The organism is Rhodococcus sp. BS-15 (assembly GCF_000813105.1).
GTDB lineage: Bacteria > Actinomycetota > Actinomycetes > Mycobacteriales > Mycobacteriaceae > Rhodococcoides.
This window is the reverse complement of sequence record NZ_BAOX01000117.1, coordinates 1-13592: the sequence shown is the minus strand read 5'-3', so window position 1 is coordinate 13592 and position 13592 is coordinate 1. Positions and strand designations below refer to the sequence as shown.

The window sequence follows — 13592 nt, the reverse complement described above, 5'->3', positions numbered from 1 at the left end:
GTTCGCGTCGCGGTGTCGGTGTCGGAAGCAACGGCCGTTCCCCTCCGCGCGGCCGGCCTTCCGGTGGTGGTGTCCCACAACGGAGTGCCGTGGCCGGTGCCCCGCTTCGGCGGCGAACTCCACACCCCGCCGGTAATCGGTATGTTGGCTCTGCTGACACCGTGGAAGGGCCACCGAGTTCTGCTCGACGCCGTGGCCACTCTTCCCGAGATCCGTGTCGAACTCGCCGGCGGCAGCTTCCCTGGTGATCATGAGTATGTCGCAGAACTCCACGAGCGAGCGTCTCGAACGGACCTCGCGGGTCGTGTCGAGTTCCTCGGGCACACCGACGCGAAATCTGCGCTACAGAGGTGGGACGTGGTCGTTTCCGCAAGCACGTCGCCGGAGGCGGGTCCGTTGTCGGTTCTCGAAGCGATGTCACACGGGCTGCCGGTGATCGGAACCGACCACGGCGGCACCCACGAGTTCCTCGTCGACGGTGCCGGGATACTGGTCGAGCCCGGCAACGCCTCAGCCCTCGCTGCGGCCATTTCGACGGTTGTGGCCGATTCGGATCGGCGGCGGACCCTCGGGGATGCCGCGAGGCACCGAGTCGCCGTCCGCCACGACATCACCGAGACACTTCCCGCACTGTTGCACCGTCTCATCAGCTGACCGACGTGCCGAGCGAGCGGGTCGCCGGCCAGGAAAAATGAACGAACTCGAACCCCGGCGCAGACGGCTGTGTTTCAATCGGGGCCCGATTGGAACGATGGGGGCTGACATGACTCGCGCCATGACGAGATCCAACGAGCATTATCAATGGTGTATCGGCGTGATGACCAGCCTCGCGTTGACCACCGCGGTCAAACGCATCGTCTCCGCTGCCGCCCTGGCCATGGCCGTGGTCGTGACCTTCGAGCTCGCCTTCGGCTACGGAGCCACGACGACGATCCCGTCGATCGTGCAGTGGACGTGCATGATCGCCGCGTACATCATGGGCGCGTTCTGGTGGTTCGGTCCGTGGCCGACGCTCGGACAGGCGTTCGCCTTCGTCGTCATCGCGAACTTCGCAATTTTCGGTGCCACCATCACGGCAGATTTCGCGCCCGAGGTCACGCTCGGCAAGTGCGCGTTCCTCATCCCGATCGGCATGCTTGCCGGCTTCTTCTTCGACAAGTGGCGGTTGGCCACGCACGTCGCTCTCTGCCTGCTCGGCACCACCGTCGTCGCGGTCTATATCGTCGTCGAGCGGGGTGTGGACACGTTCGTGGCGGTGGTGCTGTGGGCTCCGATCGTCGTCTCCTTCACCGGCTTCGCCCTGCTGCTGCAGGCAACCACCCAATCCATGCGTCTGGAGTTCGAGTAACCGACATGCGAACCTTCGCCCTCCCCCACACCGGAACAGCAGTCTCGAGCATCGTGCTGGGGTTCATGCGCATCAGCGATCTGGACGACAACCAGATCAGGAGACTGGTGGACACCGCCCTCGACGTGGGCGTCACGGTGTTCGACCATGCCGATATCTACGGCGGTGCCCCGCACACGTGCGAGAAGCGATTCGGAGATGCGGTCACCCTGACTTCGTCGCAGCGCGAGCACGTCAGTATTCAGAGCAAGGTCGGCATTCGCGAGGGCTGGTTCGACTTCTCCGAGGATCACATCGTCACCACGGTCGAGGCGTCACTCGCGGCCCTCGGCGTCGACCACCTGGACACCCTTCTACTGCACCGACCGGACACCCTCGTCGAGCCGGAAGAGGTTGCAGCAGCATTCGACCACCTGCACGCGTCGGGCAAGGTCCTCGGCTTCGGCGTCTCCAATCACACACCCGGCCAGATCGAGTTGCTGAAAACTGCTGTGAATCAACCCATTCTGTTCGATCAAGTACAGCTGAGCATCGTGCACTCGCCGTTGATCGCGGCGGGCCTGACCGCCAACATGGGCGCCGAGGATCAGTCGATCGACCGCGACAACGGTTTGCTGGACTACGCGCGAACGCGCGGCATCACCCTGCAGGCGTGGTCACCGTTCCAGAGCGGGACATCCTCCGGTGTGTTCGTGGGCGACCGCGAGAACTATCCCGATCTGAACGTGGCATTGGACGAGATCGCCCACGTACACGGCTCGACCCCGTCGGCGGTGGCAACGGCCTGGATCACCAGGCACCCGGCCGATATTCAGGTTGTGCTCGGAACCACGAATCCCGAGCGAATCGTCGAAGCCGCCGGCGGTTCGGACCTACGCCTGACCAGGCAGGAGTGGTACCGCCTGTTCCGGGCGGCAGGCCACACATTGCCCTGAACGACGCTCAGCGGCGTCACATCTGCCGTTACCTTTTCGTTACCGACTAGCTATCGGTCCGTGATGGTCAGGCCTCGGTTCGGTGACGTTGCGCTGTCAGGATTGCCGCACGGCATGCACCGGAACCTGTAGCCCTCGGGTTCCACCCCGTGCACGTCGGTCGTTAGGCCATCCGAACTGAGAGGTTCGCACCGTGACTGTCACCGACCACTTCGATTCTCGCCTCGCACCCGTCGAACGCGGCAATGCTCGTTACTCCATCGGCACCGAGTTCTACTCCCCTCGCCTGACTGTCGTCCGAGCGACGGGCGATCTCGATCTGCGGGCACGCACCGATCTGTTGCAAGCGCTCGACGACGCCTTGCGCGGCGAAACGGTTGTGCTGCTGGACTTGTCGGCGGTCACCTTCATGTACTCGGGGTCCGCATGCGTGATCGTCGACGCTGCCACGCGCAGTGTGGGCCGGCTTGAGATCTACGCTCCGACGCGGCCCGCGCGCATCGTTCTCGACGCATTGGGCGCAGTGACCATCGGAGCGGATCCGCGCGCTGCATGATCGGTTGAGGTTTGCGGTACGCCCGATTCGGCAAACCCCAGGAGGACAGCGACTCCGGACGGCACGTGCGCCGTGAGTCGTCTCCACTGAATCGAAGCGGCTCGTTCGACTTGCCGCGTGGAGCATTTCACGCACACCGAGGCAAGGATCGACAATGTCCGACCAGTTCAGCAAATCCGACCCGACCACCGCGTTTCCGATGCCCGATCGGGCCGAGCAAGGACGCCTCGAGCACCCAGGACTGACCCGCGACATGGTCACCTCTCCCGATCACGGTGAGGATTCCTACCGTGGATCTGGTCGATTGCACGGCCGCAAAGCTCTGATCACCGGAGGCGACTCGGGCATCGGCCGCGCTGTTGCACTTGCATTTGCGCGCGAGGGTGCCGACGTCGTCATCGCACACCTCGAGTCCTAAGGTCCTGACGCGCAGACCACCGTCGACCTCATAGAGGGAGCAGGCCGCGCAGGCAGAGCCATCGCCTGCGATCTCACCGACGAGTCGCAGTGCGTGCAACTGGTCGACACCGCGTCCGAGGTCCTCGACGGACTCGACATCGTCGTCAACAACGCCGCGTTTCAGATGGCACAGATAGGCGGCATCGCCGACATCACCACCGAGCAGTTCGATCGGGTGCTCAAGACCAACCTGTACGCCTTGTTCTGGATTTCGAAACGCGCTGCCGAGATCATGGACGCAGGCTCGACGATCATCAACACCACCTCGATTCAGGCATCGAACCCTTCTCCGGAACTGATGGACTACGCCACGACCAAGGCGGGAATCGTGGCCTTCACCAAGGGCCTTGCCGGCGATCTTGCAGGGCGCGGAATTCGCGTCAATGCTGTTGCGCCCGGACCGATATGGACACCGCTCATTCCCGCGACGATGCCTGCGGAGAAGTACGAGAAGTTCGGCGAGACCGTCCCGCTGGGACGACCGGGCCAACCCGCGGAATTGGCACCGGCATATGTCTTCCTGGCATCGAACGAATCGAGCTACATCACCGGCGAGACCATCGCGGTCACCGGCGGCACGCCCTTCAACTGATCTCGTCGGCGTCCTCGGATCCGCGCCACGCGAGCAGCACACCGTTTCCCTCCGGTCGTCGACACGGCAGGAACAGCGCGACGGCAAGCGCACAAGTCATAGCGGCTCCGACGGTGACGAACGACGCGAGCTGAAAGCCTTCCAGGCACGCAGCTTTCATCGCGTGGATCAGGTCGGCCTTCTGCGTCGCGAAGACCGGGTTGGTGGGCGCTTTCACGATCTCGATGACGCTGACGACCGTTTCGCGAGCGAACGCCTTTTGGTAGGGCTCCATGATCGCGTCGGGTATCGCGTCGATCTTCGGACTCACCTGTGTGGTGTAGATCGACGCGACGATCGATCCGAGCACGGCAACTCCGAGCGTTCCGCCGACCTCTCGGGTGGTGTCGTTCACCGCGGAGCCCGCACCTGCTTCGTCGAGCGTCACCGAGGACATGATCGACTCGGTGGCAGGACCCTGCACGATCGCCAAGCCGAGGCCCATCAGAACCATCGAGACGAGAACCGGCCCCAGATAAGGCGTTTCGACCTCCACCTGACCTGCGATGAACATGCCGATGCTCATTACCACCAATCCGAAGACGATCACGGCCGTGGTTCCGATGCGTTGCGCGATGATCGTCGCCAGCGGCGCACCGATTGCGATGGATATCGCGAAGGGTAGCGAGTGAACGCCGAATTGCAGTGGGGTCAACTCCATCACACCCTGGAAGTACTGGGTGATCATGAACAGGAAGCCGAACATACTGAAGTACGCCACGGCAATGGCCAAGGCGGGCAGTGAGAATCGCCGGTTTCGAAACAGGTTCAAGTCCAGTACCGGAGACGGTGTTCGCAATTCCCACCAGACGAAAGCGACGACGGCTGCCGATCCTGCCGCGTAGGCTCCGATGCTCGTTGCAGACAACCAACCGTTGTGTGGCGCTTCGATGATCGCCCAGACCAGTATTGTGATGCCGGCCAACGACAACGCGATGCCCAGGGGGTCGTACTTGCCGACGTGCTCTGCCTTCGACTCCGGTACGCAGGCCAGCGCGGCCACCAGAACGAGCAGGGCGACAGGAACGTTGATCCAGAACACCGAGTGCCACGAGAAATGCTCGAGAAGGAATCCACCGGCCGTCGGGCCGATCGCGATGGCGAACCCGGCCATGGCCGTCCAGGCCGCGATGGCCAGCGCTCGCTCCTTGCGTCGGTGAAGATGTTGATGATCAGGCAAGGGTCGCCGGAAACACTGCGGCCGCACACACTCCCATGGCCGCACGGGCCGCGATCACCTGTCCCAGATCGGCGGCGACAGCGCCGCCGACCGACATCACCGCGATACCCGCCAGTCCGAAAATCATGACCTTCTTGCGGCCGTAGCGATCGCCGAGGTGACCGAACGCCAACAGCAATCCCGCGAACGTCAGCGTGTAGGCGTCGACCACCCACTGCAGTCCGCTCATGTCGGCACGCAACTGCAGTCCCATCGAGGCAGTGCGACGTTGACGACGGTGTTGTCCAACACGACGAGCAGCTCGGCTGCGCAGATCACGATCAGCGCGAGGTATCGCCGACGGAACTGCGGGACGTCCACCGAGTGACGGGAGGTGGTGGGTAGCGACATGAGAATCCCTTCGACTATGACGATCGGCATAGTGCCTGAAGGGAAGTTAGCTGTTACTGACAGTTATAGCAATATCGAGTACCTCCACGAGGTCGGTGTCAGCGGCCCGCCGAAGCCTCCAGGACCGCCTCGAGCAGGGCCGACAACTCCCCCTCCGTCCGATCCAGGGCCGTAGTCGAGCGTTGCGCCTTGGACATGATCAGCGCACCTTCGATGGCCGCTATCGCAAAGGTGGCCAACGCGTGAGCCCGCTCGCGGGCGACGCCGCGCTGCCACAGGGACGCGGCGATCGTGTCCTCCCAAGAGGAGAACGACTCGCCCGCCGCCGTCACGGCACCGGGAGCATTGAGCCCCTCGAGCGCAGCGGGAGCGACCGGACACCCCGCTACGAAGCCAGTGGCCAGCAGTTCGCTGCGAAAGCCCTCGATGATTGCCCGGACGGTGGCCGCGGGTCCCGCCGCGGTCAGGCCGGCCGAGATCATCGTGCCCATGGCGGCTCCCGCAGTTCGCGTCGCTTCTTCCACCAACTGCGGCTTGCCGCGAGGAAAGTGGTGATAGATCGAGCCGCGCGGCGCGCCCGCAAGATCGATGACGTCGGCCAGCGAGGTCGCGTCAACGCCGCGTCGACGAAACAGCTGCGCAGCGCTGCGCAGCATGTCGTCCCGAGCACTGCTTCGATTCGCCATCCGAACCCCTCCCGTGGACGCCACAATGATTGACGTGACGTCTCGTTACACCTACAGTCGTTCTGTAGCTATGTTGTCCATCATAGCTGGAACCGCAGTCCCGGAACCGGAGCAACGCATGTCCCCTGACACCGACGTGATCGATCTGAGCAGCCGCTCACCCTCGCCTGCGGGCAGATCTTGCCGAATCGTGTGATGAAGCAGCGCTCAGCGAAGGACTGTCCACCGCCGAGCACGGCCCGGACTCCCGCCTCGAAACGCTGTACCGCCAGTGGGGCGCAGGCGGCTACGGCCTGGTGGTGACCGGCAACGTGATGGTCGACCGGTCCCATCTCGGAGAACCGGGCAATGTCGTCATCGAGGACGGTCGCGACCGCGATGCGCTCGCCCGTTGGGCGAAAGCGACGTCCGACGGCGGTGCCCCCATCTGGATGCAGCTCAATCATCCCGGTCGACAGGCCAACCCGCTCGTCACCCGCACCAAGCCCGTTGCACCGTCCGCCATCGCTCCCAACATCCCGGGGATTCCAGCACCTCGGGCGTTGAGCGAGAACGATATTCACGACATCATCGGCCGATTCGCCACCGCAGCGGCCGTGGCCGAGACGGCCGGTTTCGACGGCGTCCAGATCCACGGGGCGCACGGCTACCTGGTGTCGCAGTTCCTCTCGCCGCTGTCCAATCGGCGCGAGGACGCCTGGGGCGGCGACCTCGACGGACGGATGCGATTCGTACTCGAAGTCGTCCGCGCGATCAGAGCAGCGGTGTCTCCGAGTTTCGCAGTGGGAATCAAACTGAATTCGGCGGACTTCCAGCGCGGCGGGTTCAGCGAGGAAGAATCACGCATCACCGTCGAGCATCTCGTTCGGGAATCCATAGATCTGATCGAAATCAGCGGTGGCAGTTACGAATCACCCGCGATGATGGGCACCGCGAGCACCCGCGATCGCGAGGCGTACTTTCTGGAGTACGCGCGGACGGTGCGCGACGCGGCAGGAACCGTGCCGCTGGCGGTCACCGGCGGCTTCCGTACCCGTTCGGTGATGAATGCGGCAGTGCAGTCGGGTGAGTGCGACATGGTCGGCCTCGGCCGTCCGACTGCCCTCGCCCCGGCCGTCGCGAATTCCCTGGTCGACGGCACACTGGATCGCGTCGAATCGCCGCGCGTGGCTCTGCGTGTCCCGTCGAAGTCCAGCGCGTTCAAGCAGATCAACGGCGCTCTCGACCTGCAATGGCACACCGATCAGTTGCAGCTCATCGGCGCTGGGCATCAACCGAATTCGAGCCGTCCGGCATGGAAGACAGCGGCCACGATGATGCAGCGCAACGGCTGGGACGCGTTCCGCAACCGCCGCAGTTCTGCTCGGGTGGACACATCTGCTGCCGTGACGAAGTTTCGCCGCGAACGCTGGATCGGCAAACACATCGCGAATCCGGTCGTCAACGGGCTCACCTCGATCGGCGTCCGAACTTCCCTCGTCACCGATATCGAGACCGTCGGCCGCAAATCCGGCCTACGCCGACAGGTTCCGGTGTCGGTAGTGTTCGACGACACCGGAGCCTGGCTGATCTCCCAGCATGGAACCCGATCCGGCTGGGGAGCCAATATCACCGACGAGCCCCGAATCCGAATTCGGGTGGGCAGCCGATGGCGCACCGGCACAGCGACGTTCGTGCCCGACGACGACGTCGCCCGCCGTGCGCGATCCTTCTCCGACAATCCGGTGCTCGGACGCCTCATCGGCGCAGGCTTCCGTGCGTTGCAGACCGACCCGGTGTCGGTGCGAGTCGAGTACGACGATTGACCAGTTCTTCGCAATCGACTTAGGTTTGGTTTACTTAAGTTGTGAAGACACTCCCCCACTTGTCCGTCGCCCTCGGTGCGGTCCTTGTTGCATCCCTGGTCTCGTCCTGCGGTGTCGACACCGAACCGGCGACGACGGACTCGGCGACCCATTCGGTCACCACGCAGTTCGGCACCGTCGAGGTACCGGATCGAATCGAGTCGGTCGTCGTGATCGACGGACGACGTGACCTGGACATCGCCCTGGCATTCGACTTGCCCATCGTCGGGATTCCGGTGGAAACCGAGCTCCGCCGGAAATCCCCGGCCCGCTGACCGAGCCCACCAGGATACTGCTGGCAGACGGAGTGCCCGAGCTGTATCCGCGAAACACCGTCGACCTCGAAGCCGTCGCACGCGTCGATCCCGACCTGATCATCGGCCGCGACGAGGTGATCGAAGAAATCTACGACCAGTTGAGTTCGATCGCGCCGGTGTTGCCGGTGGGCTCCACCGGCACCGGTGTCAGCTGGCAGCAGGACGTGACGACGATCGGCGAGGCACTGAATCAGCAGGACGAGGCCCGAGCAATCATCGACGAATACTCCACTCGCGTAGACGAACTCACGACGCAGTACGCCGATGCGATCGCCGATACCGCAGTCCTGCCGATCAGCACTTCGGAGGAAGGTGGTATCTCGATAGGACGTGACCGGGTGACGTCCATCGCGCTCGAGGATGTGGGAGCCCGCTTCGGCTCCGCCTGGACCGCTGCCACTCCGGAGATCGAATACGGACCGGAGAACGTCACAGCCGCATCCGACGCAGTGGCGATGATTGCCGCAATCACGTCGGAACAGGATCTGCAGGCGATGAACGCCAACCCGCTCTGGACCGGATTGCCGGCCGTGCGCAGCGACCGCATCGTCCGGACGGACAAGTTCACCAACGACGGAGGTCCACTGACCGCGCTGTGGACCCTCGGCTTGGTGCAGAAGCTCTACGACCGCAGTTGATCGCATACCTTGCGTGGGGCGGAGTCTCACTCGACGGCAGCGATGCGGAGTCGCATACTCCTTTGATGGAACCGACACCCACGGGCACGCTGCGCAGCACCGACACCGGCTTCGCTCTCGAGCTGACCAGGACCATCGCCGCTTCGCGCGAGGACGTGTGGGCCAGCCTCACGGAATCGCCCCGAACCGCGCTGTGGTTCGGGCCTTGGGAGCGCATCTCGGAGAGCACCGTTCGTGTCACGATGCGCTTCGAGGAGGGCGAGCCCGCGTCGGATATGGCGATCGAAGCGTGCGAACCGCCCAGCCGACTGGCCGTGCGAACGATCGACGAGATGCAGTGGCCGCTCGAGGTTCGGCTCGACGAGAGGGACGGCTCGACTGTTGTCGTACTAGTGCACAGTTGCGAGAGCACGGACGGTCTGGGCGACATCGGCCCCGGCTGGGAGTACTACCTGGACATGCTCATCGCATCCAGAGACGGCACCCTGCTGCCGAGTTTCGATCACTACTACCCGTCGCAGCAGGAGTACTACCTATCGCTCCGCCCGCAGTGAATCAATGGTTGCGTAAAGCGTCGATCAGCTCCTTCTTGTTCAGTGTCGAGTAGCCCTCGAGGCCCAGTTCTCTGGCCCGGTCGGTCAGTTCATCGACCGTCCAGTCCTCGTAGGATCCGGATTCTCCGCCCTTTCTACCGACCTGATCTCGCCCCTTCTTCGCTGCGGCGTTCGAGATGCGGGCGGCCTTCTCCTTCGAGTTGCCTTCCTCGCGGAGCTTCTCGTACAACCCCTGGTCCTTCAGCTGAGCCTGGTCATCGGTCGTGGTCTTCTTCGCCGGCATAGAAACTTCCTTTCACTGAATCGACATCGAAGCGCTACCCGCTCTGCACGGCAACGAATCATGCCCAGCAGCCCAGATCGGTGGTGTGCATCGAGTTCCATCGGGTATGCGAACGGGATGCAATTGGATCGACGGCAGTCCGAAGGCCGAGCCACCCGTGCAGAGGAAGACACGGCCGAAGCCACCGGTACACCGCTCTCCGTGGGAGTGGTCAGCGACGACGGTTTCGCGTCGACGGTCGCGTCTGCCGTCGTCGCGAAGCTGCCCGACCACGCGATGATCGACGGCAAGCGGCGCGAAATACGCGTATCAGGGGCGTCGGTTCCACTCCCGCCCACAGCGACGGGTGCGGCCCCGCTGGGCCAGTGGCTTGCATCTGTGAAGGCAGACGCCAATTACGACATCGTGTTGTGTGTCTCGGAGGTACCTCGCCGCCAGGGTTCCCGCCCGGTGATCGCCGAGACCCGGGACGGTACGACCGGAGCGCTGTACGTGCCCTCCTTCGGAACCCTCGCGGTCCGACGACGCGCTGTAGCGGCTGCGTTGGCCGTACTGCACGAGTTGATCGAAGCAGACGATTCGTCTCGGCTTCCGAGGAGGTACTTCAAGTCCCGCTGGGCGTCCAGTGACTCCGGCGAGGGTGACGAGGTGCTGCTGACGTCGAGCATCTTCGGCCGAATCAGGTTGGTGTCGGGGATGATTCGGTGCAATCGGCCGTGGCGATTGGTACCGACGCTGTCGAGCGCGCTTGCTGCGGCCAGCGCGGCGTCGGCCTTCGGCGTGTTCTATGCGAGCATCTGGCAGATGGCAGCGTCGATGAGTCTGGGGCGCTTGACCATGATCGGGGTCACCGCAGTGATCGCCATGACGGTGTGGGTCATCTTTCCCAACGGCCTGTGGGAGAAGCGGACGTTCCGAAGCTCCACGATCGATCGCTGGATGTACAACGCGGCCACCTTGGGCACCGTTCTGACCGGTGCGCTGTGCATGTATGCGTTGCTGTTCGCCGTTGTACTGGCGTCGGCAGTGGTCGTCATTTCACCGGAGTTTCTGGCAGCGCAGATCGGTCGTACCGCGTCCAGCGGCGACTATTTCTCTCTTGCTTGGCTTGCCGCATCGCTCGGTACGGTTGCCGGCGCAGTCGGCTCCTCGGTCGCAGATCGTGAGGACATACTCGATGCCACATACGGCCACCGCGAGCTGATTCGTCGACAGTCGGCGACCACGTCGTCGTCGTGAGGCCCCTCGATCCCTCCGCGTTGTGAGCTAAAACAAGGAAAACTGGGTACCTTCGGGATATGCCATACCTGGATCGCGTTGCAGACGTGTTCGTGCTGAACCTCGGAACTCGGGGCGTCGACGACAGCGAAAACCGCATGGGCCCGAACTGGGTTGCCGAGATCAATGCACTGCTCGACGAGGTGGAGTCGTCCTCCGGCCCGGCTGCGCTGGTGACGACTGCGACGGGCAAATATTTCTCCACCGGCGTCGATCTGTCATGGGGTGCCGACAACCTCGACCAGATCAACCGGTTCATCGGCTCGGTGCAGGAGATGCTGGTGCGCTTCCTGACATTCCCGATGCAGACCGTCGCCGCCATGCAGGGACACACCTACGGCGGTGCCGCATTCTTCGTGATGGCTCACGACCACCGCATCATGCGGTCCGATCGTGGCTTCCTGTGCTTCCCCGGCGTCAACATCGGCGCGACCTACAGCCCGGGAACCGTCGACATGGTGCGAGCGAGGTTGGCTCCACATGCGTTTCACGAGGCGCTGACGACCGGCCGCCGCTACGGCGGTGGCGACGCCATGACGCTCGGCCTGGTCGACGCGGTGTCGACAGCAGATGGATTGAGCGACGACGCCCTGGCCCGTGCGAGTGCACTGGTGGGAACGCGAGGCGATGTTCTACGGGAGATCAAGCGAACGATGTACGCGAGTGAGGTCCGTTCGCTCCTGACGCCGGTAGCCGGCGTCGACGAGATGGAATGGGCCTCGAACTAGCCCTGGGTGTGCCCCGACAGCGCTACCACTTGGCGACGAGGGGTGCGACTTCGGTACCGAGCAGTTCGATTCCGCGAAGCAGATCACTGTGAGCCAACCGCGGATTGGTCATCTGCAGCGACAGTCGATCGACGCCGCCCAGCTGTTCGCCGACTCGCAGGATCTTGTCGGCCACCGTCTGCGGATCGCCCATGAAGAACGCACCATTGGGGCCGGCTGTGGCGTCGAACTGCTGCCGGCTCGGTCGGGCGAATCCGCGTTCGCGCGAGATCTTCGTGAACATCTCGTTCCAGCCGGGATAGATGGTGTCTGCCGCGGCCTGCGTGGTGTCGGCGACGAAGCCGAACACATGCAGCCCTACCTTCAACTGCTCCGGCGGATGACCCGCTTGCGCTCCTGCGCGCCGGTACAGGTCTACGAGTGGAGCGAACTGGCGTGGTTCCCCTCCGATGATGGCGATCATCAACGGCAACCCCAGAAGCCCTGCACGAGCGAAGGATTCGGGTGTTCCACCGACGCGACCCAGATGGGCAACGGATCCTGCAATGGGCGCGGATAGATGCCCTGACGGTTCAGCGCCGGGCGGTGCTTGCCGGACCAGGTGACCTCGACGTTGTCGCGGATCTGCAGCAGCAGATCCAGCTTCTCGGCGAAGAGTGAGTCGTAGTCGGCCAAGTCCAGGCCGAACAGCGGGAACGACTCGGTGAAGGAGCCGCGGCCGACGACCAAATCGATCCGGCCTTTCGAGATCAGATCGAGGGTGGCGAACTCCTGGAACACACGTACCGGATCGTCGGCGCTGAGCACCTTGACTGCGCTTCCGAGTCGGATGTTCTCGGTTCGCGCGGCGGCGGCAGCCAGAATGATCGATGGGGCCGAGTCGTAGTACTCACTGCGATGGTGCTCGCCGATGCCGAACGAGTAGAGCCCGACCTGATCCGCGAGGGCGATCTCCTCCAGCAGATGACCCATGCGCTCCTCCGGAGCGATCACCCGGCCATCGGTCGGGTCGGTCACGGATGAGACGAAACTGTCTACGCCCAGATGCATGATTGGACCTCTCGATTCGGGATGTACGACAGCAACAGCATCAGTGAAGATTCAATTATTCCGAGGGCCGTGCGACGAGTCGGTCGATCCACCCGATCGCCTCGGGGTAGACAGCGGCGTTCGCAGCCGTATGGTCGAATGCAGGAACGAGTTCGGTTCCGAAGTCGAACTCGCGCACGGTGATATCCGCGGCACCGGCGGCGCGCCATCGCTGCGCCAGGAGCCTGCTCTGCTCGATTCCGACGGAACTGTCGTGGACTCCCTGCGCGATCATCACGGGCACGACCGGCGCGGTGAACCCGACGGTGTTCGCCGCCGTCAGCGAACCCAGCACGGGGCCGGTCATGAGTGCGCTCAAAGACGTGCCGTCGGCCGTCAAATCCTCCGACCGCAGCTTCCCGTACTCGAACGCATCGAACGTGCAGAAATCCAATACCGCATCGAGAACCGCCCGTCCGCGGTCGTTGAAGAGTGCGCGAATCTCGCCGGCCCGGTCGGGGTGCGCGCCGATCAGGCCGTCGATCGTGTACAGCATCGTCGCGGCGGTCCCGGTGCCGTCCTGCCCTTCGACGCGCAGTACGGGATCGGTCGGTGCGGCACCGACGAAGGCACCGACCACCGACAGGTCGGGCGCGTACGTGGTGGCGAGCTCTGCAGCGGCGGCCGAGGCGACGCCACCGGCTGAATATCCGTAGACCACGACGGGCGCGTCGGA

13 protein-coding genes and 3 pseudogenes are annotated in these 13592 nt (G+C 63.9%); 11 read left to right on the top strand and 5 right to left on the bottom strand.

Annotated elements, in window-relative coordinates; all coding sequences use genetic code 11:
* From RHBS_RS14655 to RHBS_RS14635, 5 genes and pseudogenes are all read left to right on the top strand, one after another.
* A partial coding sequence (locus tag RHBS_RS14655; RefSeq protein WP_128645908.1) for a glycosyltransferase family 4 protein occupies positions 1-654 on the top strand: 654 nt, incomplete at its 5' end.
* A 121-nt stretch (positions 655-775) separates the two neighbouring features.
* Positions 776-1348, top strand: a complete 573-nt coding sequence (locus tag RHBS_RS14650) for a giguanylate cyclase (RefSeq protein ID WP_237669233.1) — start codon at positions 776-778, stop codon at positions 1346-1348.
* Positions 1349-1353: 5 nt separating this feature from the next.
* On the top strand, positions 1354-2283 hold the full coding sequence (locus RHBS_RS14645; protein ID WP_121869418.1) for an aldo/keto reductase family oxidoreductase: 930 nt from the start codon (positions 1354-1356) through the stop codon (positions 2281-2283).
* Positions 2284-2476: 193 nt separating this feature from the next.
* Positions 2477-2839, top strand: a complete 363-nt coding sequence (locus tag RHBS_RS14640) for an STAS domain-containing protein (RefSeq protein ID WP_121869417.1) — start codon at positions 2477-2479, stop codon at positions 2837-2839.
* 154 nt (positions 2840-2993) lie between these two features.
* Positions 2994-3890, top strand: a pseudogene (locus RHBS_RS14635) (SDR family oxidoreductase).
* On the opposite strand, the pseudogene RHBS_RS14630 reads toward RHBS_RS14635, so the two are convergent.
* Positions 3883-5499 (bottom strand): annotated as a pseudogene (locus RHBS_RS14630) (MFS transporter). The pseudogenes RHBS_RS14635 and RHBS_RS14630 overlap by 8 nt on opposite strands.
* A gap of 98 nt (positions 5500-5597) precedes the next feature.
* Positions 5598-6185, bottom strand: coding sequence for a TetR/AcrR family transcriptional regulator (locus tag RHBS_RS31550; protein ID WP_272913860.1), 588 nt, complete (start codon positions 6183-6185; stop codon positions 5598-5600).
* A 299-nt stretch (positions 6186-6484) separates the two neighbouring features.
* Between RHBS_RS31550 and RHBS_RS31545 the strand changes: the two genes are divergently transcribed.
* Genes RHBS_RS31545 through RHBS_RS14610 form a run of 4 tightly spaced genes read left to right on the top strand, consistent with a single transcriptional unit; the run spans position 6485 to position 9538 of the window.
* A complete protein-coding gene (locus tag RHBS_RS31545; RefSeq protein WP_306303535.1) occupies positions 6485-7990 on the top strand; it encodes a nitroreductase family deazaflavin-dependent oxidoreductase in 1506 nt (501 codons plus the stop codon).
* 59 nt (positions 7991-8049) lie between these two features.
* Positions 8050-8304 (top strand): hypothetical protein, encoded by a 255-nt coding sequence (locus tag RHBS_RS30615; RefSeq protein ID WP_237669232.1) that lies wholly within the window; start codon positions 8050-8052, stop codon positions 8302-8304.
* Positions 8305-8336: 32 nt separating this feature from the next.
* Positions 8337-8984 (top strand): ABC transporter substrate-binding protein, encoded by a 648-nt coding sequence (locus tag RHBS_RS14615; RefSeq protein WP_237669231.1) that lies wholly within the window; start codon positions 8337-8339, stop codon positions 8982-8984.
* Positions 8981-9538, top strand: coding sequence for an SRPBCC domain-containing protein (locus RHBS_RS14610; RefSeq protein WP_237669230.1), 558 nt, complete (start codon positions 8981-8983; stop codon positions 9536-9538). Before RHBS_RS14615 ends, RHBS_RS14610 begins: the two co-directional genes overlap by 4 nt.
* Before the next feature lies 1 nt (position 9539).
* On the opposite strand, the gene RHBS_RS14605 is transcribed toward RHBS_RS14610, so the two are convergent.
* The gene (locus RHBS_RS14605; RefSeq protein WP_121869412.1) at positions 9540-9821 is read right to left on the bottom strand and encodes a Rho termination factor N-terminal domain-containing protein; all 282 of its coding nucleotides are present in this window, start codon (positions 9819-9821) and stop codon (positions 9540-9542) included.
* Between the two features lie 117 nt (positions 9822-9938).
* On the opposite strand from RHBS_RS14605, the gene RHBS_RS14600 reads away from it, so the two are divergent.
* Together RHBS_RS14600 and RHBS_RS14595 are read left to right on the top strand one after the other, a co-directional pair.
* Positions 9939-11060, top strand: a complete 1122-nt coding sequence (locus tag RHBS_RS14600) for a hypothetical protein (protein ID WP_121869411.1) — start codon at positions 9939-9941, stop codon at positions 11058-11060.
* Positions 11061-11119: 59 nt separating this feature from the next.
* Entirely contained in the window at positions 11120-11827 is a 708-nt protein-coding gene (locus RHBS_RS14595) for an enoyl-CoA hydratase-related protein (RefSeq protein ID WP_183130112.1), read from the top strand.
* Positions 11828-11849: 22 nt separating this feature from the next.
* On the opposite strand, the pseudogene RHBS_RS14590 reads toward RHBS_RS14595, so the two are convergent.
* Positions 11850-12877 (bottom strand): annotated as a pseudogene (locus RHBS_RS14590) (LLM class flavin-dependent oxidoreductase).
* Between the two features lie 55 nt (positions 12878-12932).
* The coding region (locus tag RHBS_RS14585; RefSeq protein ID WP_237669229.1) for a lipase family protein at positions 12933-13592 on the bottom strand (660 nt) is incomplete at its 5' end.

What these genes read in the sequence shown, in the direction of transcription:
- RHBS_RS14605 (WP_121869412.1), bottom strand. Translation starts at nt 9,821, where the DNA reads ATGCCGGCGAAGAAGACCACGACCGATGACCAGGCTCAGCTGAAGGAC.
- RHBS_RS14645 (WP_121869418.1), top strand. Translation starts at nt 1,354, where the DNA reads ATGCGAACCTTCGCCCTCCCCCACACCGGAACAGCAGTCTCGAGCATC.
- RHBS_RS14650 (WP_237669233.1), top strand. Translation starts at nt 776, where the DNA reads ATGACGAGATCCAACGAGCATTATCAATGGTGTATCGGCGTGATGACC.
- RHBS_RS31550 (WP_272913860.1), bottom strand. Translation starts at nt 6,185, where the DNA reads ATGGCGAATCGAAGCAGTGCTCGGGACGACATGCTGCGCAGCGCTGCG.
- RHBS_RS14595 (WP_183130112.1), top strand. Translation starts at nt 11,120, where the DNA reads ATGCCATACCTGGATCGCGTTGCAGACGTGTTCGTGCTGAACCTCGGA.
- RHBS_RS14600 (WP_121869411.1), top strand. Translation starts at nt 9,939, where the DNA reads ATGCAATTGGATCGACGGCAGTCCGAAGGCCGAGCCACCCGTGCAGAG.